Origin of the sequence: Sphaerospermopsis aphanizomenoides BCCUSP55, assembly GCF_001586785.1 — a bacterium.
Lineage (GTDB): Bacteria > Cyanobacteriota > Cyanobacteriia > Cyanobacteriales > Nostocaceae > Sphaerospermopsis_A > Sphaerospermopsis_A aphanizomenoides_A.
This window is the reverse complement of record NZ_LUFH02000020.1, coordinates 21,124-39,330: the sequence shown is the minus strand read 5'-3', so window position 1 is coordinate 39,330 and position 18,207 is coordinate 21,124. Positions and strand designations below refer to the sequence as shown.

Sequence of the window (18,207 nt, the reverse complement as noted above, 5' to 3'; positions counted from 1 at the left end):
TTTTAATTAATGCTAAAATAGATAAATAACTACTTGGTATCATATCATGATGATTACTCAAGAATTAGTATCTGAGGAAAACATCTCTGAAGATGTCATTTTTCCCCCCAGTGATTTATATAGTGATGAACCACCAGTAGAAACAGAACTACATCTAGAGCAAATTATGCTCTTAATCAAATGTTTGAAATGGTTATGGAAAGAAAGAAATGATTTCTATGCAGCGGGAAATTTGAGTATTTACTATAGTCCTAACCAGAAAAAAACCGAAAAATTCCGTGGCCCAGATTTTTTTGTCGTTTTAGGAACTGAACGCAAAACATGGCTAACGCCACGCTATCGCTATCGTAAAAGTTGGGTAGTGTGGGCAGAAAATGGTAAATATCCTCATGTAATTGTGGGAATTATCTCACCAACAACAGCGAAAACTGATAGAGAAGCGAAAAAAGAACTTTATCAAGAAACTTTCCGCACACCGGAATATTTTTGGTTTGATCCTTATACCTTAGAATTTGCAGGTTTTCAGTTAATTAATGGTAAATATCAACCTTTAGAAGCCAATGAGAAAGGAAATTTATGGAGTGAACAATTAGGCTTATATTTGGGAATTCATCAGGGTTTATTACGTTATTTCACACCAGAAGGAAATTTAGTACCTACACCAGAAGAAACCGCAGAAGAAGAAAAGCAAAGAGCAGAACGTGAAACTCAACGAGCAGAACGTTTAGCAGCAAAATTGCGGGAATTAAATATTAACCCAGATACAATTTAAAAAATATCTGAAAATGTAGGGTAAGAATTCAGGAGTCAGGAGTCAGAATATTTAATAAAACCGTAGATTATCACTAGCGTGATTTTTGGCGTAACCTTTAAAAAGCTGACTGCTGACCACTGATAGCTGAATGCTTACAATGTAATTAACCCAACTTTATTTATTTTGAACTTAATAATAGGTTAAAAAATGTCTACCGCATCTCAACCAGATCCAGTACGTTTAGAAATATTTAAAAATCTCTATCAATTTATAGCGGAACAAATGGGAATTGTTCTGCAAAACACAGCAGCATCAGTCAATATTAAAGAACGTCTTGATTTTTCCTGCGCTATTTTTGATGCTTCAGGTTTATTAGTTGCTAATGCTCCTCATATTCCCGTACACTTAGGCTCAATGAGTGAAAGTGTCCGCAGTTTAATTAATGATGTAGGTGACACCATAAAACCAGGAAATGTTTATCTATCAAATAACCCCTATAACGGAGGTACACATTTACCTGATGTCACTGCTATTACTCCCGTCTTTTTAGAACCTAACAAAAATATTACCAGTCCCCTATTTTTTGTTGCTTCCCGTGGACACCAAGCAGATATTGGTGGAATTACTCCTGGTTCTATGCCTCCTCACAGTACCACAGTAGAAGAAGAAGGAATTATTTTTGATAATTATCTCCTAGTTAAAGAGGGAGAATTTCAAGAAACAGCAATCAGAAATTATCTGTTAAATCATCCCTATCCTAGCCGGAATCCTGACCAAAATATTGCCGATTTTAAAGCTCAAATTGCTGCTAATAAAAGGGGAGTCAAAGAACTGTTAAAAATGGTCAATCAATATGGACTAGAAACAGTCCAAATTTATATGCAATTTGTCCAAAATAATGCTGAAGAATCAGTCAGACGAGCAATTGATGTTTTGAAAGATGGCTCATTTATTTATGAAATGGATAACAATGCGAGAATTCAAGTAGCGGTAAAAATTGATCGAGACAATCGCAGTGCTAAAATAGATTTTACAGGTACATCTGCACAATTAAATAATAACTTCAATGCGCCCAAAGCTGTAACTCAAGCTGCGGTTTTATATGTCTTTAGAACATTAGTTAATGATAATATTCCTCTTAACGCTGGTTGTCTTAAGCCTTTAGAAATGATTATTCCTGAAGGTTGTATGCTTAACCCAACTTATCCAGCAGCAGTAGTAGCAGGAAATGTAGAAACTTCCCAAACTATTGTTGATGCTTTATATGGTGCTTTGGGTGTGATGGCGGCTTCCCAAGGAACGATGAATAATTTCACTTTTGGTAATCAAAAATATCAATATTATGAAACCATTTGTGGTGGTTCTGGTGCAGGAATTGATTTTGATGGTACGGATGCAATTCATACTCACATGACCAATTCTCGCTTGACAGATCCCGAAGTTTTAGAAACCCGTTATCCTGTGATGGTGGAAAGCTTTAGTCTGCGTCCCCATAGTGGAGGTAAAGGAAAACATTCGGGGGGAAATGGGGTAATTCGTAAGATTAAATTTCTAGAATCTATGACTGCAAATATTCTCTCTGGTCATCGTTTAGTTCCTCCCGTTGGTTTAAATGGTGCAGAACCAGGACAGGTAGGACACAACTGGGTACAACGTCAAAATGGTACTGAAGAAATTTTAGGTAGTACAGCAACTGTCGAGATGCACCCAGGAGACATTTTTGTAATTGAAACTCCAGGTGGTGGGGGTTTTGGTGGAATAGGATCAAAAATCAAAGTATAGTTTTTTTCTAGTTGTGCCTTTTTGGTTTGTTGTAACCAATAAATCTTTTAGCATAGTTCTAAAACGATACAATCAACCTACTGTTCATGAACTCCAATATTACTGACAAACTTTAACTTGCTTATGTCTACATTACCACCACTCAATACAGAAACAATTTGGGCAATCATTAATGATACAATTGATGACTCTACAGTTAACAAATTAGTATGGCATCACTTAGGCTATCGCTATGATTCCCTATCTGAAAAATGGGATACTAGTTCCGTAGCAGTAGAATGGCGAGATGAATACCCAGAACCACCGAATTTTCTAGAATCTCGACCTGCAACCATGAAATTGACTCGTTCCATTCCTCAAGAAAATAAACAACTACTCAAACAAAAACTAGGCTTTAAAGGTTACAAAATCGGTGAATTTGGGCCTAGACAAACGCGCAGAGCCACAGCAGCAAATTGGTTATTAAGTTATATGCAATTAAACTCAGTATTATAGGTATCATTTAGCAATTTTATGTGAGGCTGCACAGAATCCTCAAATCCATTGATTAATCCATCTTTATCCGCGTTTATCTGCGTTTATCTGCGTTCAATCAATGATTTTTGATATTTTATTCTATGCAGCTTCATATTAATTTGCTATCAGGCTAATAATTTATATCTAATGATAAATGTACTAGCTCAAGCAATTAATTTTATTATTTAAAGCAGTATTTGACATAAATTTTGTGATTGCATAACGACGTAAATAAACCAACCCTTCTCTATCTCTAAAAAGCTGATGTTGTATTCATCCTCAATTCAAAATGGTAATATTTTAGACCAGAAGCGATATAAAAGACAGCAAACATATCTCATATTTTTTGACAGGGGTAATCATTTTATTTTGTCTACTTACTGATTATTGCCTAACCTTGTATTTTTCCTTTATACTGTGTATAGTATTAATTTACACACAAATCAGCTTACGCCCAGCAGGAGATTTACGCCATGATTAACAAATTAATTAATACGAACATTAAAAGTTCGCACGTTCTCTTAACTCCCAATGAAGTCAAAGCCAAATTACCTTTAACAAAATCTGCTGAACACACTATTTTGAAATTCAGACAAGAAATAGAAAATATTCTAGACTTTCAAGATAGTAGAAAATTTATTGTAGTCGGTCCATGTTCAATCCATGACCCCAAAGCAGCGATAGAATATGCAGAAAGGTTGAAAGTTTTAGCTGAAAAAGTTCAAGATAAACTGCTGCTAATTATGCGGGTTTACTTTGAAAAACCAAGAACAACAGTAGGTTGGAAAGGTTTAATTAATGATCCAGAAATGGATGATTCCTTTCATGTAGAACGCGGGATATTAATAGCCAGAAGTCTGTTATTAAAACTTGCCGAATTAGGTTTACCCACGGCCACAGAAGCACTTGATCCCATCATTCCTCAGTATATTAGTGAACTGGTTTCTTGGTCAGCAATTGGAGCGAGAACAACTGAATCACAAACTCACAGAGAAATGGCTAGTGGTCTTTCCATGCCAGTGGGTTTTAAAAATGGTACTGATGGTAATATTAATGTGGCTTTGAATGCTTTAAAATCAGCTAAAACCCCACATAATTTTTTAGGAATTAATCAAAAAGGACAAGTCAGTGTATTTCAAACTAGAGGCAATGTTCATGGTCATGTAATTTTACGAGGGGGAAGTCAGCCTAACTTTGATCCAGACAATATCCGACTAGTAGAAGAACAATTAAAAGCGGAAAATTTACCACCCAGAATAGTAATTGATTGTAGTCATGGCAATACCAATAAGGACTACAGATTACAATCGCTTGTATTAGAAAATATAGTTCAGCAAATAGTGGATGGTAACACCTCAATTGTCGGCATGATGCTAGAGTCTAATTTATATGAAGGTAGTCAACCGATTACCGGAAAACGTGAAGAATTACAATATGGTGTTTCAGTCACAGATAAATGTATTGGTTGGGAGGAAACAGAAAAAATTATTTTAGCTGCTCACGCCAAACTCAAGTAAATTTAATAGGGAACAGGGAACAGGGAACAGGGAACAGGAAAGAAGGCTTTCAGTATGTACTGAGTTCTGTATGGCTACGCCACGCAAGCTATCAAAAATCAAATAGGAGTCCTATAGATAAATCAAAAAATCGAGCTAATTTTCTGCACATAAACAGTAGAGTAAGTATTCAGCTATCAGTAATCAGTAATCAGTAATCAGCTTTCAACTATAGATAGACAAACTTGGTAATAAAACTGGAACTTTATTTCCATTCCACAAGTGTTGATGAGAGAAATCAAAAGCCTGGGTATTTGTGTTTTTGTTGGATTTTGCTGATAGCTGACGGCTGAATGCTTACGTATTTTACACTTTAGTTGCCACAGGTAAATTCACCCTTAATCGTTTAAACATTGCTTCCCGTCCTTGCAATGCCAAGGTATCATCCAAGGGGGAAATTTGAATTTCTTGTTGATATTTCAGCCTTAAAGCTGTTTGAATTAACCAGTCTGCAACAAAGGGATTTTTAGGTAACAATGGTCCGTGAGAATATGTAGCTATGGCATTTTGATAAAATGCACCTTCTGTACCATCTTCTCCGTTATTACCTAAGCCGTACACCACACGCCCTAAAGCTTCCACTTTACCTAATTTAGTCCGTCCACCGTGATTTTCAAACCCGACTAAATAGGGTTTAGTTCCTGTCATTGCTTCCAGTTCTTGTGCAAGCCGTGAAGCTGTAACTTCTATAACTAAATTACCAATACAACGTTTAATATTTTCCCCAGGATGGATAGAAACTAAATCTAAGATTCCTAAACCTTCTATTCTTTGTCCAAAACCTGGTTCGTAATAATGTCCTAGTAGTTGAGGAGAACCACAGGTAAAAACTCCCGGTGTGCCGGTTTCTATTTTTTCCCGCATTGCGTCAGCTTTTACGCCTTGTAAGTCCCGCATGACTATTTCTTGCTGACGGTCTTGTGCGCCTCCACCAACTATTACATCTACTGATTTTATGTCGTCTGCTGTGGAGTTCTGGTCTAGGGGTAATACTTTAACATTGTATCCCCGCCATTGAGCGCGACGTTCTATAGTTATAACATTGCCGCGATCGCCATAGGTACTCATCAATTGAGGATATAGCCAACCAATAATAATTTCCATTTTTGCAGAACTCATCAATCTTCACGTTCACAATTCAAATTAATGTGGGTTCAATGTTACCTTATTTTTTCGATTTATCCATCTTTTATAGTAATTTTGTGTTTTAAGTAACATTTTTTGATTTATAGTAGTTCCGCCGCTCCTTTTCCCAATCTTCAACGATGGTCTTACAGCCTTAACTTGTCACCAATGAGGCAGAAGGCAGGAGGCAGAAGGTAGGAGGGAAGAGGTTTTTTCACGCCTTTCTGCTTAGGTGACAAGGAAAGATCGGAGAAAATTAATAATTACGAATTACGAATTATATATTTCTTCCATTTTTTGCGCTAGTTCCACATCTAAATTACTGATAGCATTACCGATGTCATGAGTAACAAGATTTATGCGAACTGTGTTGTAAACATTAAACCATTCTGGGTGATGTCCCATTGTTTCGGCATGAACACCTACTGTCACCATCCAACCCAAGGCAGTCGGGAAGGAGTTAAATTTGTATTCTTTGTATAATTTGCCTTCTTTAATTTGCCATCCAGGTAAACTATTGAGGGCTTGTTGTAGTTCGGTTTCGCTGAGTTTATGTGCTGTCATTTTCTTAATTTACACAGAGATTTATAAATACTTATTTTAACTAATTAAAACCTGTTTTTGTTTTTTCGTTTCCATCTTTTTACTAGTATCCGCAGATAACGGAAATTCAAATAACGTCGATATCGCTGTACTACTTCCTTCCCTAGGAGTAGCGCACCTAACCAAAATATAACTTCGGCAAAAACCAATAACGCTGGTACTAACAGGGCTTTTTGAGCTACGGAAATTGGCAAAAATGGCACAATTACAGCAATTGTGAGCCAGGGTAAAAATGAGACAATAACTAAAACCAAACCCAACTTTTGCATATTTTTTGTTGGTGACAGAATTTAATTTTAGTATTTTTATCGGTTTGGTTGGAGTAGTTTAGCTGACATTGTAGATTTTTGTTTCACGCAAAGGAAAGAGTGCAAACTTAAATTAAATTACAATTTTAACGTTTGGCTCTAAAGAAGCGGAGCAATCTGCCGAAATCAGAAGTATTTTGAAAATATCAGGTTCTCCTATAGGTGCTTATGATGTACTTATCGCAGCAACAGCAATAACTCATAATCACATTGTCGTTACATCTAATGTGAGAGAATTTCAAAGAGTACCCCATTTGCAAATTGAGAATTGGCGTTCTGTATTTTGAATTGCAATTATCTTGAACTCCCATAGCATTTCCTAGTCTAATTAAGTACAAAATTATCTGCTTTTATCTGCGTCCATCTGCGTTTAATCATTACTGCTTGTACCTCACTGGAATGGGAATTGCTATATTCTATTCATCATCACCAAAATCAGGTTCAACACCAAGAGCGCGTAATTGTTCTGCTAATCTTTCTGCTAAATCAAACCTTTCATCCGGGGATTATTCAAAAACTTCTGACTATCTTTTATTAACTTCTCACCCCAATTATTCTCTTTCAGGAACTCTATCTTCCCATAACGTTTATCTAATTTTAAAGCCGTTTCTCCCGATTTCAAACCCGCTTCTTTATCGCCTTTGGCATACAAAGCTACACCTAATGCTAGATGTGCTTCTGCCAAATTGCTATTTATTTTTATCGCAGTTCGCCAATTACTAATTGCTGTTTCTACTTCTCCCATTTCATAGTGAACTATGCCTAAATTGGTGTATGCTTCAGGATATTCAGGTTTGATTTTAATAGCTTGAGTCAAATCATTAATTGCTTGTTGATAGTCTTTTAATTTATAGTTTGCTAAACCTCGAAGATAGTAGTAGTAATCAGCATTTTTTGGATCAAATTTAATAGCTTGGTTGTAATCATCAATCGCCTGTTTGTATTCTTTTAATTCATAGTTTACAACACCTCGAATTTTGTAGTATTCAGCATTTTTTAGGTCAAGTTTAATCGCTTGAGATAAATCATAAATCGCCTGTTTGTAGTCTTTAAATTCATAGTTTACCATACCTCGAATGTAGTAGTAATTAGCATTTTTGGGGTCAAGTTTAATAGCTTGAGAGTAATCATCAATCGCCTGTTTGTATTCTTTTAATTTAAAGTAAGGATAACCCCTAAGAGCATAGTATATTGCATTTTTCGGGTCAAGTTTAATAGCTTGAGTGTAATCATCAATCGCCTGTTTGTATTCTTTTAGTTGAATGTAAGCCTGACTCCGACCAACATAGTATCTTGCATTTTTGGGTTCAAGTTTAATAGCTTGAGTGTAATCATCAATCGCCTGTTTGTATTCTTTTAGTTTAAGGTAAGCATTACCCCTAAAACTATAGTAGCTGGCATTTTTGGGGTCAAGTTTAATGGCTTGAGTGTAATCATTAATCGCCTGTTTGTATTCTTTTATTTCAACGTAAGCATCAGCCCTACTTAAATATACAAGACCAAGCATTCTATTGTAAGAGCTAAGGGCTATTTTATTATCTTTAAATTCAGAGTATCTGAAACCGGCCATAGTGTATGGTCTATTCTTAGGGTCACGACCAATAGCTTCTGTTAAATCAGATATAGCTTGTTTGTAGTCTTTTAACCCTAAGTAAATAAAACCCCTAGATGCATAGTATGAGAAACCTTTAGGGTCAAGACGAATAGCTTCTGTTAAATCTTCTATGGCTTTTTTGTAATCTTCTAAACCTCCGTACTGCAAACCTCTGATGTGGTAATATTTAGCATTTTTAGGGTCAAGTTGAATGGCTTTAGTCAAATCAGTTATAGCTTCTTGATACTTCTTTAATCGAGAGTAAGCATAACCCCTTGCTTCGTAGTGGTCGGCATTTTTAGGGTCAAGTTGAATACCCTGATTCAAATCAGCCATGGCTTCTTGTGGCTTGTCGAAAAAATAGTAAGTTCTACCCCTTGCTTGGTAGTAGTCGGCATTTTGAGGATCAAGTTGAATGGCTTGAGTCAAATCAGCTATGGCTTCTTGTGGCTTGTCGAAAAAAACGTAAGCATAACCCCTTGCTTGGTAGTAGTCGGCATTTTGAGGGTCAAGTTGAATGGCTTGAGTCAAATCAGCTATGGCTTGTTGATAGTTTTGTAACATCAGATAGGAGAAACCACGGAAATGATAAGTCTGTTTGAAGAGGGGATAAATTTTAATAGCTTGATTGTAAGCCTCAATTGCTTCAGGATGACGGTTTAATTGAGCAAGCGATAAACCTCGCGAAAAGTAAAGATCAAACTGATTAGGACTCAGAGCGATGGCTTTGTCAACAGAGGCCAAGGCTTCGGAATATTTATCTAAATTAAATAGCACTTTACTCCGCAATTTCCAAGCTTGAGCAAATTTTGGCTCAATTTTCAAAGCTTTATCCAAAGCAGCAATAGATTCTGGATATTTTTTATCAGTGTTGAATATCAAACCTTTAAGATACCAAGCTTGATAAAAATCTGGTTTTTTCTCAATCGCTTTATTAACAGCTTTTATTGCTTCTGCATATTTCTGAGAACGCCAGAGTTGATTGGCATAATTTAACCATGATATTTCATCATCGCTATCTTTGGGAACTTCATCTAAAGGTAATAAATATTCACTAATTAAATCTTCCTCTTGCTTCTTTAATTTTGCTGGTAGAGTAGTTTCTATCTTTAAATCTGACTCTATTCCCACCTGCTTAACAAAACCTAAAAAGGTACTAATGGGAATACCAGAACTCCGACCTAAATTCACTGCACCATCAAAATCGAGTGATTTTTCACCTTCAACTCTGCCATGAATACCAATTACTCTCCCTTGGGTATCTAAAACTGCACCGCCACTCATTCCTTCCTCAGTTATATTAGTATAAAGTAGCTCATAACCATCACTCAAAACTGTTTTAACTGAAGCAATTGGAAAAGAAAACTGATTTTCCAGAGAACTTTGATTAGCGAAACTTACATAAGTAATTAAGCGAGTAGTGTCTTTTGGCATCACACTTCCCGCAGTCATAATGCGCTGAGGCTTGTTTTTATTTTGTTGCTTTTTACCAGGAAACCCAGAAACAAAAACCTTCATTTCCTGATTTTCTAAACTATACTTTGCTAAAGTTGCAACTCGATATTTTTTATTACTTGTAAACTCCACAACTGCTAAATCAACTCCTGGCATTCTGTTGATTTTACTCACATTTACAGCATATCTTTGATTATCTGGTGTGACTATTTCTAAATTCTTTTGAAATCCTGTGTTATCTTGACGATCATAAACCACATGATCCGCAGTCAACACATAATAACTATCACCTTTTTGGGCAATAATTACCCCTGAACCAAGACCATTGGCAGTAGGTATGAAAACCGTAATTTCTTGGGCAATTTTATCAATATCATTAATCAAACCTTTTTTAGCAGTTAAACCAGAATTATCAATCTTTCCAGGAGATTTAGCAATAACTTCATTGACTCCTTTAGCAACACTATAAATCGGTACACCCCAACTATATTGACGCATTTGCTGACGTTCGGCTGCACTGGGTTGAGAGTTATCAGAAAATACATATATTTTGTCAGAAATAGGATAAGCATGAACAGCATTAATCCCAATCACTTCACCTTGATAATTGAGAATAGGACCTCCACTCATTCCTGGTTGAACTTTATTGCTGTAACCTATGCGATAACCTCTTTGAAAACTCTTATCTGGTAACAGAGAAATTTTTCCTTCTGTGAAAATTAACTTAGCATTATCATTAACAAATCCAGCCGCGACAATTTTTTGTTCTACTGCGATAGGTGAAGAAATTCCTAAAGAGGCTATCGTATATTCTGCTGTTGATTCAAACTGTAATAAAGCCACATCTTGATTTTTTAAAGATGGTGGTTTTTCTTTAATCACATTAGCCGAATAAATTTTGCCATCAGGTGTTTGAACCCGATAAGATCCATCTTGATTTACAACATGATCATTTGTTATAACGGTGTAATCATTACCATTTTTAGCAATTAAAGTTCCTGAACCACTGCCATTTTTTGTTAATATTTTCACAGTGATAGATTTAGCTAAATCTTGTAATTGTTCTGTGGTTAATAATTGTGGTGTGGGTTGTTGTGCGGTGACTGGTTGAGGAGAAATCAAGAACAATTGTTGAGGGATAGTTAATAAAGCAGTTGTGCAGATGAGAGTGAAGAATAGGCTTTTCATGTTGTTTTTTTGTTTGGGTGGATAGGTAGATTTTAGAAAGTTTCAGATCCCCGACTTCTTAAAGAAATTGGGGATCTAGTAGTCTAGTTATTTAATCTTATTTGATGGTGGTGTATTGAGGAATTGGCGAATATCAATGTAAAATTTTGGTTCTCCACCAGAACTTTGTTGAATAGAGTCCGTACTAGTAGCCGGTCCATAAATTAGTAGATTTAATTGATTGAGAACTTCTTTAGAACTGTCTTGAGAACGCAGAGTAAATAATACAGTATCGCAAGCACCATCTGTTGAACGCACAGAACAAATTACCTTACTACCATTCAGCACAGCATTTGTAATGTAATTGAGACTGCCATTATTTGAAGCAACTTGGAAATTATCAGAAACTTTTTGACAACGTTCTTGTGGTTTATATCCAGCTAAAACAGATGTCCAAATTACCATTTGTTTTTTGAAGTTTGGAGTCCAATAAACAGTAGTAGGAACACGCTTTTGAGTTTGGGAATTTAAGGTTTCTGCACAGAAGAAGCGAGTTTGATTATTTGACTCTTCTTGAGCAAAAACAGGAGCAGATGCTAATGTTGTGGTTAATAATAATGTGGCTAAAAATGCTGATTTCATGGTTTTTTGATCTCGTAATTTGGTTTGTTTTTGTGAATTTCGGGTAAGGATTTAGCATTGCCAAACCCCTACAGATGTGTTGGTTTTACTAAGGAAGAAAAGTGGCAGTAATGCTATAATTCCCTGTTAGTGATCTGCCTGAAATGCCTAATTTAGATGCGCCAGCAATGACAATATATTTATCATCTGCTGGTAATTCGCCAGCAATTATGGCATTCAAATTATTAGGTGCTATGTCGTCATTTACTGCTAATATTTCCCCCCGGTAATCACGAATTTGCAAAAATGGATCAATTTCCGTGCTATTCATTTCAATTGATATTTTTTGACCTTTTTTACCCTCAAAGATGTAGGTTTTAAAGTAGCTTTTATCTTCTAAAGTGTTATCGCTTTGAGTGAGATCATCATTTATCGCTCTACCATTCATGCTTAATAGTTGAGCAGGATTTTTTATCTCTGTTTTTGATAATGTACTCCTAGAAGAAATATTCCCTTGACGAAGTGCTGTTAAAAAACCTTGAAGTTTGTTTACAGAAATGGCAATACTAATACCACTATTAACTCCATTTTCATCTTTTGCATACCATGTATTCACACCAATAACTTGCGCTTGGGAGTTGAGTAATGGACCTCCAGAATTACCAGAATTAATCCGAGCATCGTGTTTAATTACTCCTGTTAAAGTGTCAATATTGCTAAGAACACCTGCGGTAAAATTATTTTTATTTCTGTAACCCAAAGGACTACCAATGGCGTATACAGATTGTCCAATTTTGAATGATTTGGCTAAGGATAATGTGGGCAGATTATTCTGATTACGAATTTTAATTGCTGCTAAATCTAGACCATTTTTACCAAAGCCAATTATGTCAGCCGGAAGCCGTCTATTATCAGCCAAAACTACGCTAACAGTTTTACTAGCTGCATCTTCCAAAACGTGAGCATTGGTAATAATTAAACCATCAGCACTAACAATAAAGCCACTGCCAGTATTAACATCACGTCCATTAGAGTGAGGTGCGTAGATATAAACTACAGCCGGACTTGCTTTTTGACTAACTCGAATTCGCGTTTGTTCTTCCGAGTTTTGGGCTATGAAAGAGTTAGAATTGGGTTGGGGAAAAGCCCAGCCATTCGGTGATGCTAGAGCCTGTATGGATAAGATAACAAACCCTGTAAAGGTTGCTGTCAAGTATGGTTTTATGTTCATTTGTGAACAGGGGATGGTTTAAGGTAGCGATCGCACTGTATTTAAATGATTATGCAGGATATATACCAAAACCAAGCCACCGTTACTATTTTTGTAACAATAAGACTAAGAATTTCTAAGTTGAGTTAAATCACATTTATGTCAGTATCCCTCTTCATCATCCCTAACATCAGGTTCAATACCAAGAGTGCGTAATTGTTCTGCTAATCTTTCTGCGCGTTGTCTTTCTCGTTCCTTTTGTTTTCTTTCCCGTTCTTCTGGTGTCAGTACCCAATTACCTAAAGCATCATACCAACGTAACCATTGCCTTTCAATTCCTTGATAGAAACCGTTCCACAATCCTAAACCTAGTTGAATGTCATTTAACCACACACGAAATTGATTTATTTCTAATTCAGAATAACTACTTCCTTGTAATTGAAATGCTCTTAACTGGTAAGTATAACGGTCAAAAATTATATAATAAGGTACTCTTAAAACTCTTTCGTATACTTCCCATTTAGTTGGAGGTTGGTTAGCGTCACGTAAGGTTTTACCCAAATCTTCTTTTTCTGTTCCGGGCGAAATAAATTCTACCACCACAAAAGGATTAACACCTTCTTGCCAAATCACATAACTCAGACGCAATTCTTGTTGTTCATACAATCTTGATACACCAACAACAGCAAACCAGTCAGGGCGTTTATACCATAACGGATGATGGACATCATAATAAAGATTTAAGTCTGTGGCGATAAATATTTGATTTTCCGGGAAGTTAGGAGGACAAAAAGTTTCCCGTAGTAACTGAGGTTGTAAAATATGAAATTCGTCTGGCAAACCTGTTTCCTCTGGGTTTTCACTAGGAAGATCATACATTGTGGGTAGGAATTCCTTAGCAGGACGAGGTGGGTCAGTTTGATACATATTTGTCTGAATCAGGATGTTCAGGATTTAAGGATTAACAGGATAAAATTAAGTAATCAATTTAGAGGATTTAACGACTTTTTGATTTAGGAAAAATAATGATGCTGAGAGTTAAAATTTTTACTATATATGCGCGGACAGATTTCTACTCATAACATTAGTGTAATTTGCTTTTTGCGTCTTGTCAAGACTTGACACGAAAAAAACAGAAATCTACATCCTGTATATCCAAAAATCCTGGATATCCTGATTCTGACTAATTCTTAATCCCCGTTGCCGCAATACCGCGAATAAACTGCTTTTGACCAATTAGAAATAACACCATTACAGGTACAGTAGTAATTGTTACCGCTGCCATCATTAACGGCCAATTATTCGTAAATTGTTCCTGAAACCCTGCTAAAGCCAACTGTACAGTTCTTAATTCTGGTCTAGTGGTAAATACCAATGGTTTGAATAAATCATTCCATTCACCGATAAAGGTGAACAAAAATAGCGTTACCAAAGCCGGACGTGCTAAAGGTAACATAATCTGCCATAAAATTTGTAATCTGTTCGCTCCATCAATGGCAGCAGCTTCTTCCAATTCTACGGGAATTGTCTGGAAATATTGACGTAACAAAAAAATGCCAAAGCCATTGACCGCTGTGGGTAAAATCAAAGCCCAATAGGTATTAATCAGATGTCCCCACTTCAGTACCAAAAAGATGGGAATCACCAATAGCTGAAACGGAATCACCAAAGTTGCCAACACAACCAGCAATATTGCTTGTCTACCGCGAAATTTCAGCCTAGCGAGGGCGTAACCAGCCAGAGCAGATGTGATAATTTGAAAAACTGTAACTGCGATCGCTACCAAGGTAGAATTAGCAAAAGCCAGTAAAAACTTCCCCCGTTCCCAAGCTTCGCGGTAATTGGCCAAAGTCCAGTTATTTTTTCCCAAAACTCCTGGAGTTGTACCCACAGGTGTCAAGGAGGTGAGAAAGACCACTATCAAAGGCAGTAAAACAATAAATGCTCCTAGCAGTAACAGTACCAGGCTCCAAAAATTTGTGTTTTTCAGATTCCAATTTGGCTTGGACATCGGTTATGCCTCCAAAACAGTCATTTTTTAGTATTAGAGCATCACCTCTAGTAAAAACTAATCTAATCACCATAATTTCTTGTTAAGTTAAATTAAATCACAGTGATCATTACCCTAGATTGAATGGGTAATTAAAATTTCAGTATCAAATAATTCAGGGTTACGGAGTAAACATACCATGCAGCAGCTTGTTGAACAAGAAAAAATTGATTTCCAAAGTGAAAAATACAAAGACGCTTATAGCCGGATTAATGCAATTGTGATTGAAGGCGAACAAGAAGCTCATGAAAATTACATAACACTGGGTGAACTGTTGCCAGACAGCAAAGAGGAACTGATACGGCTATCGAAGATGGAAAGTCGTCACAAGAAAGGATTTGAAGCTTGTGGACGCAATTTGCAAGTTACCCCAGATATGCAATTTGCTAAGGAGTTTTTCTCTGGACTGCATCAAAACTTCCAAACCGCAGCCAAAGAAGGCAAAATTGCTACCTGCCTACTGATTCAGGCTTTGATCATCGAATGTTTTGCGATCGCTGCCTATAACATCTACATTCCCGTAGCTGATGATTTTGCCCGCAAAATTACAGAAGGCGTAGTTAAAGAAGAATACAGCCATCTTAACTTTGGTGAAGCTTGGCTTCAAAAACACTTTGCAGAATCCAAAGCCGAACTAGAAGCAGCAAATCGCCAAAATCTGCCCATTGTCTGGAAAATGCTCAACCAAGTAGAAGAAGATGCCAAAATATTAGCAATGGAAAAAGACGCTTTAGTAGAAGACTTTATGATTCAATACGGTGAAGCATTAAGTAACATTGGCTTTACCACTCGTGACATTATGCGTCTTTCTGCCTACGGACTAGCAGCAGTTTAAAGAGCAGGGGAGATGGGGAGATGGGGAGAAGTAAGATATCATAGTCTTCCTTCTGATAGCGCAGCGTGGTGAAAGCCATACTCCTGATAGCGGAGCGTGGCGTTAGCCATACTCCTGATAGCGGAGCGTAGCGTATGACTCCTACGTCCTCACGCAAGCTATAGCCATACTCCTGACCTCCTTTCAAGAATTACGAATTATTTTGATACTTGGATGTAGTATTTTTAAGAATTAGAGATTATTTCTGATTCACCGCTTTTCATAGCACACGCCTAATATATCAATAATGTTTGGTCTAATTGGACATCTGACAAGTTTAGAACACGCTCAATCCGTAGCTCAAGAATTGGGATATCCAGAATATGCCGACCAAGGGCTAGATTTTTGGTGTAGCGCCCCGCCGCAAATTGTTGATCACATCACCGTGACCAGCATCACTGGTCAAAAGATTGAAGGAAAGTATGTAGAATCTTGCTTTTTGCCGGAAATGCTGGCGAATCGGCGGATTAAGGCGGCAACACGCAAAATACTGAACGCTATGGCTCATGCTCAAAAGCATGGTATTGATATTACGGCTTTAGGCGGTTTTTCCTCAATTATTTTTGAGAACTTTAATTTAGAGCAATTTAAGCAAGTCCGAAACGTCACATTAGAATTTGAACGGTTCACCACAGGAAATACCCACACTGCGTACATTATCTGTCGGCAAGTGGAAGAAGCCTCCAAACAACTAGGAATAGAACTCTCAAAAGCAACTGTAGCTGTGTGTGGGGCAACGGGCGATATTGGTAGTGCAGTTACACGCTGGCTAGATAAAAAAACAGATGTCCAAGAACTACTGCTGATAGCCCGTAACCAAGAACGTCTGCAAGCACTACAAGCAGAACTGGGACGTGGTAAAATCATGGGTCTACAGGAAGCACTACCCCAAGCAGATATTGTAGTTTGGGTGGCCAGTATGCCAAAAGGCGTAGAAATTGACCCGACAGCGTTAAAGCAGCCCTGTTTGCTGATTGATGGCGGCTATCCTAAAAACCTAGGGACAAAAATTCAGCATCCGGGAGTGTATGTATTGAATGGTGGGATAGTGGAGCATTCCCTGGATATTGACTGGAAAATCATGAAAATTGTCAATATGGAAGTTCCAGCCCGCCAATTATTTGCTTGTTTCGCCGAATCAATGCTGCTGGAATTTGAGAAGTTATACACAAACTTTTCTTGGGGACGCAATCAGATTACCGTAGACAAAATGGAGCATATTGGCCAAGTTTCCGTCAAGCATGGATTTAAACCATTATTAGTTTAGTCCAAGAAAAGGGTGTAGGGTGTGGGGTGTAAGGTGTAGGGGACAGACAAGTAACGAGCGATGAGTCATGAGTGGTGACAAGAAGACGAGTCAACAACTCGGTAGGGCTAAACGCCACGCTTCGCTATCAGGAGTATGGCTTTCACCACGCTGCGCTATCAGAAGGAAGAACATGATATCTTACTTCTCCCCATCTCCCCATCTCCCCATCTCCCCATCTCCCCATCTCCCCTGCTCCCTGCTCCCTGTCTTCTCACCCTATTCCCTATTCCCTATTCCCTATTCCCTAACTATGGCAACTACTCAGCGAAAACCCCTACTGTTGGATTTTGAAAAGCCGTTAGCAGAACTGGCTACCAGAATTGACCAAATTCGTCAACTGGCAGATGAAAATGGCGTGGATGTTTCTGGTCAAATTCGCCAACTGGAAACACGGGCTATGCAATTGCGGGAAGAAATTTTCAGTAGTTTGACACCATCTCAAAGATTGCAGGTAGCTCGACATCCGCGCCGCCCCAGCACTCTCGATTACATTCAAGCCATTAGTGATGAATGGATGGAGTTACATGGCGATCGCTGTGGTGGTGATGATCCAGCTTTAGTTGGTGGTGTCGGTCGTTTGGGTGGACAACCTGTGGTCATGTTGGGGCATCAAAAAGGCCGAGATACCAAAGATAATGTCGTCCGCAATTTCGGTATGGCTGCTCCTGGTGGCTATCGCAAAGCCCTACGGTTAATGGAACACGCCAACAAGTTTAATATGCCCATTGTCACATTTATCGACACTCCGGGCGCGTGGGCGGGTATAGAAGCTGAACATCAAGGACAAGGTGAAGCGATCGCCTATAATTTACGGCAAATGTTTTGCTTTGATGTGCCAATTATTTGCACAGTCATCGGTGAAGGTGGTTCAGGTGGTGCATTAGGTATTGGCGTGGGCGATCGCCTGCTCATGTTTGAACACTCTGTTTACACCGTGGCTACCCCAGAAGCCTGTGCTGCTATTTTGTGGAAAGATGCTGCTAAAGCCCCCCAAGCAGCCGTAGCATTAAAAATTATTTCCCACGACCTCAAAAACCTGGGAATTATTGACCAAATTTTACCTGAACCCATCGGTGGCGCTCATTCCGACCCCTTAACAGCGGCTACAAATCTCAAACAAGCACTTTTAGAAAACTTGGACGAACTCAACCGCTTAACCCCCACTGAACGCCGCCAACTACGCTATGAGAAATTCCGCAAAATTGGTGTCTTTACCGAACTTGCTCACTAAACTGAGTGCTGAGTACGGGAGCATACAAAATCTAAAATCTAAAATCCAAAAT

16 protein-coding genes are annotated in these 18,207 nt (G+C 37.8%); 8 read left to right on the top strand and 8 right to left on the bottom strand.

Going from position 1 to position 18,207, the window contains the following annotated elements:
- Window positions 1-46: 46 nt before the first annotated feature.
- The 4 genes from A0J48_RS07350 to A0J48_RS07335 all read left to right on the top strand — a co-directional run bounded on the left by A0J48_RS07350 (window position 47) and on the right by A0J48_RS07335 (window position 4,569).
- Window positions 47-772 carry a Uma2 family endonuclease gene (locus tag A0J48_RS07350; protein WP_200321741.1) on the top strand — a complete coding sequence of 242 codons (726 nt, stop codon included), beginning with the start codon at window positions 47-49 and terminating at the stop codon, window positions 770-772.
- 189 nt (window positions 773-961) lie between these two features.
- Window positions 962-2,536 (top strand): hydantoinase B/oxoprolinase family protein, encoded by a 1,575-nt coding sequence (locus tag A0J48_RS07345; protein ID WP_200321739.1) that lies wholly within the window; start codon window positions 962-964, stop codon window positions 2,534-2,536.
- 123 nt (window positions 2,537-2,659) lie between these two features.
- Window positions 2,660-3,031, top strand: coding sequence for a DUF1823 family protein (locus A0J48_RS07340; protein WP_200321737.1), 372 nt, complete (start codon window positions 2,660-2,662; stop codon window positions 3,029-3,031).
- Between the two features lie 494 nt (window positions 3,032-3,525).
- Window positions 3,526-4,569 (top strand): 3-deoxy-7-phosphoheptulonate synthase, encoded by a 1,044-nt coding sequence (locus A0J48_RS07335; RefSeq protein ID WP_200321735.1) that lies wholly within the window; start codon window positions 3,526-3,528, stop codon window positions 4,567-4,569.
- A gap of 345 nt (window positions 4,570-4,914) precedes the next feature.
- On the opposite strand, the gene A0J48_RS07330 is transcribed toward A0J48_RS07335, so the two are convergent.
- From A0J48_RS07330 to A0J48_RS07320, 3 genes are all read right to left on the bottom strand, one after another.
- Complete coding sequence (locus A0J48_RS07330) at window positions 4,915-5,727, bottom strand: type 1 glutamine amidotransferase (protein ID WP_200321733.1); 813 nt, start codon at window positions 5,725-5,727, stop codon at window positions 4,915-4,917.
- Window positions 5,728-6,003: 276 nt separating this feature from the next.
- On the bottom strand, window positions 6,004-6,297 hold the full coding sequence (locus tag A0J48_RS07325) for a 4a-hydroxytetrahydrobiopterin dehydratase (RefSeq protein ID WP_200321732.1): 294 nt from the start codon (window positions 6,295-6,297) through the stop codon (window positions 6,004-6,006).
- 44 nt (window positions 6,298-6,341) lie between these two features.
- Window positions 6,342-6,605 (bottom strand): transporter suffix domain-containing protein, encoded by a 264-nt coding sequence (locus A0J48_RS07320; RefSeq protein ID WP_200321730.1) that lies wholly within the window; start codon window positions 6,603-6,605, stop codon window positions 6,342-6,344.
- Between the two features lie 116 nt (window positions 6,606-6,721).
- Between A0J48_RS07320 and A0J48_RS07315 the strand changes: the two genes are divergently transcribed.
- Entirely contained in the window at window positions 6,722-6,931 is a 210-nt protein-coding gene (locus tag A0J48_RS07315; protein WP_325078591.1) for a PIN domain-containing protein, read from the top strand.
- Between the two features lie 194 nt (window positions 6,932-7,125).
- Here A0J48_RS07315 and A0J48_RS07310 read toward each other — a convergent pair whose 3' ends face one another.
- From A0J48_RS07310 to A0J48_RS07290, 5 genes are all read right to left on the bottom strand, one after another.
- Window positions 7,126-10,881, bottom strand: a complete 3,756-nt coding sequence (locus A0J48_RS07310; RefSeq protein ID WP_200321728.1) for a serine protease — start codon at window positions 10,879-10,881, stop codon at window positions 7,126-7,128.
- A gap of 87 nt (window positions 10,882-10,968) precedes the next feature.
- Window positions 10,969-11,502 (bottom strand): COP23 domain-containing protein, encoded by a 534-nt coding sequence (locus A0J48_RS07305; RefSeq protein WP_200321726.1) that lies wholly within the window; start codon window positions 11,500-11,502, stop codon window positions 10,969-10,971.
- A gap of 88 nt (window positions 11,503-11,590) precedes the next feature.
- On the bottom strand, window positions 11,591-12,712 hold the full coding sequence (locus tag A0J48_RS07300; RefSeq protein ID WP_200321724.1) for a S1C family serine protease: 1,122 nt from the start codon (window positions 12,710-12,712) through the stop codon (window positions 11,591-11,593).
- 141 nt (window positions 12,713-12,853) lie between these two features.
- Window positions 12,854-13,618 (bottom strand): Uma2 family endonuclease, encoded by a 765-nt coding sequence (locus A0J48_RS07295; RefSeq protein WP_200321722.1) that lies wholly within the window; start codon window positions 13,616-13,618, stop codon window positions 12,854-12,856.
- A gap of 256 nt (window positions 13,619-13,874) precedes the next feature.
- The gene (locus tag A0J48_RS07290; RefSeq protein WP_200321720.1) at window positions 13,875-14,702 is read right to left on the bottom strand and encodes a carbohydrate ABC transporter permease; all 828 of its coding nucleotides are present in this window, start codon (window positions 14,700-14,702) and stop codon (window positions 13,875-13,877) included.
- A 178-nt stretch (window positions 14,703-14,880) separates the two neighbouring features.
- Here A0J48_RS07290 and A0J48_RS07285 point away from each other — a divergent pair, with 178 nt between their 5' ends.
- From A0J48_RS07285 to A0J48_RS07275, 3 genes are all read left to right on the top strand, one after another.
- Window positions 14,881-15,576 (top strand): aldehyde oxygenase (deformylating), encoded by a 696-nt coding sequence (locus tag A0J48_RS07285; RefSeq protein ID WP_200321718.1) that lies wholly within the window; start codon window positions 14,881-14,883, stop codon window positions 15,574-15,576.
- A 286-nt stretch (window positions 15,577-15,862) separates the two neighbouring features.
- Window positions 15,863-16,882, top strand: a complete 1,020-nt coding sequence (locus tag A0J48_RS07280; protein WP_200321716.1) for a long-chain acyl-[acyl-carrier-protein] reductase — start codon at window positions 15,863-15,865, stop codon at window positions 16,880-16,882.
- Between the two features lie 292 nt (window positions 16,883-17,174).
- Entirely contained in the window at window positions 17,175-18,155 is a 981-nt protein-coding gene (locus A0J48_RS07275) for an acetyl-CoA carboxylase carboxyltransferase subunit alpha (RefSeq protein WP_200321776.1), read from the top strand.
- Window positions 18,156-18,207 lie beyond the last annotated feature (52 nt).

What these genes read in the sequence shown, in the direction of transcription:
- A0J48_RS07350 (WP_200321741.1), top strand. Translation starts at nt 47, where the DNA reads ATGATGATTACTCAAGAATTAGTATCTGAGGAAAACATCTCTGAAGAT.
- A0J48_RS07345 (WP_200321739.1), top strand. Translation starts at nt 962, where the DNA reads ATGTCTACCGCATCTCAACCAGATCCAGTACGTTTAGAAATATTTAAA.
- A0J48_RS07340 (WP_200321737.1), top strand. Translation starts at nt 2,660, where the DNA reads ATGTCTACATTACCACCACTCAATACAGAAACAATTTGGGCAATCATT.
- A0J48_RS07335 (WP_200321735.1), top strand. Translation starts at nt 3,526, where the DNA reads ATGATTAACAAATTAATTAATACGAACATTAAAAGTTCGCACGTTCTC.
- A0J48_RS07330 (WP_200321733.1), bottom strand. Translation starts at nt 5,727, where the DNA reads ATGAGTTCTGCAAAAATGGAAATTATTATTGGTTGGCTATATCCTCAA.
- A0J48_RS07325 (WP_200321732.1), bottom strand. Translation starts at nt 6,297, where the DNA reads ATGACAGCACATAAACTCAGCGAAACCGAACTACAACAAGCCCTCAAT.
- A0J48_RS07320 (WP_200321730.1), bottom strand. Translation starts at nt 6,605, where the DNA reads ATGCAAAAGTTGGGTTTGGTTTTAGTTATTGTCTCATTTTTACCCTGG.
- A0J48_RS07310 (WP_200321728.1), bottom strand. Translation starts at nt 10,881, where the DNA reads ATGAAAAGCCTATTCTTCACTCTCATCTGCACAACTGCTTTATTAACT.
- A0J48_RS07305 (WP_200321726.1), bottom strand. Translation starts at nt 11,502, where the DNA reads ATGAAATCAGCATTTTTAGCCACATTATTATTAACCACAACATTAGCA.
- A0J48_RS07300 (WP_200321724.1), bottom strand. Translation starts at nt 12,712, where the DNA reads ATGAACATAAAACCATACTTGACAGCAACCTTTACAGGGTTTGTTATC.
- A0J48_RS07295 (WP_200321722.1), bottom strand. Translation starts at nt 13,618, where the DNA reads ATGTATCAAACTGACCCACCTCGTCCTGCTAAGGAATTCCTACCCACA.
- A0J48_RS07290 (WP_200321720.1), bottom strand. Translation starts at nt 14,702, where the DNA reads ATGTCCAAGCCAAATTGGAATCTGAAAAACACAAATTTTTGGAGCCTG.
- A0J48_RS07285 (WP_200321718.1), top strand. Translation starts at nt 14,881, where the DNA reads ATGCAGCAGCTTGTTGAACAAGAAAAAATTGATTTCCAAAGTGAAAAA.
- A0J48_RS07280 (WP_200321716.1), top strand. Translation starts at nt 15,863, where the DNA reads ATGTTTGGTCTAATTGGACATCTGACAAGTTTAGAACACGCTCAATCC.
- A0J48_RS07275 (WP_200321776.1), top strand. Translation starts at nt 17,175, where the DNA reads ATGGCAACTACTCAGCGAAAACCCCTACTGTTGGATTTTGAAAAGCCG.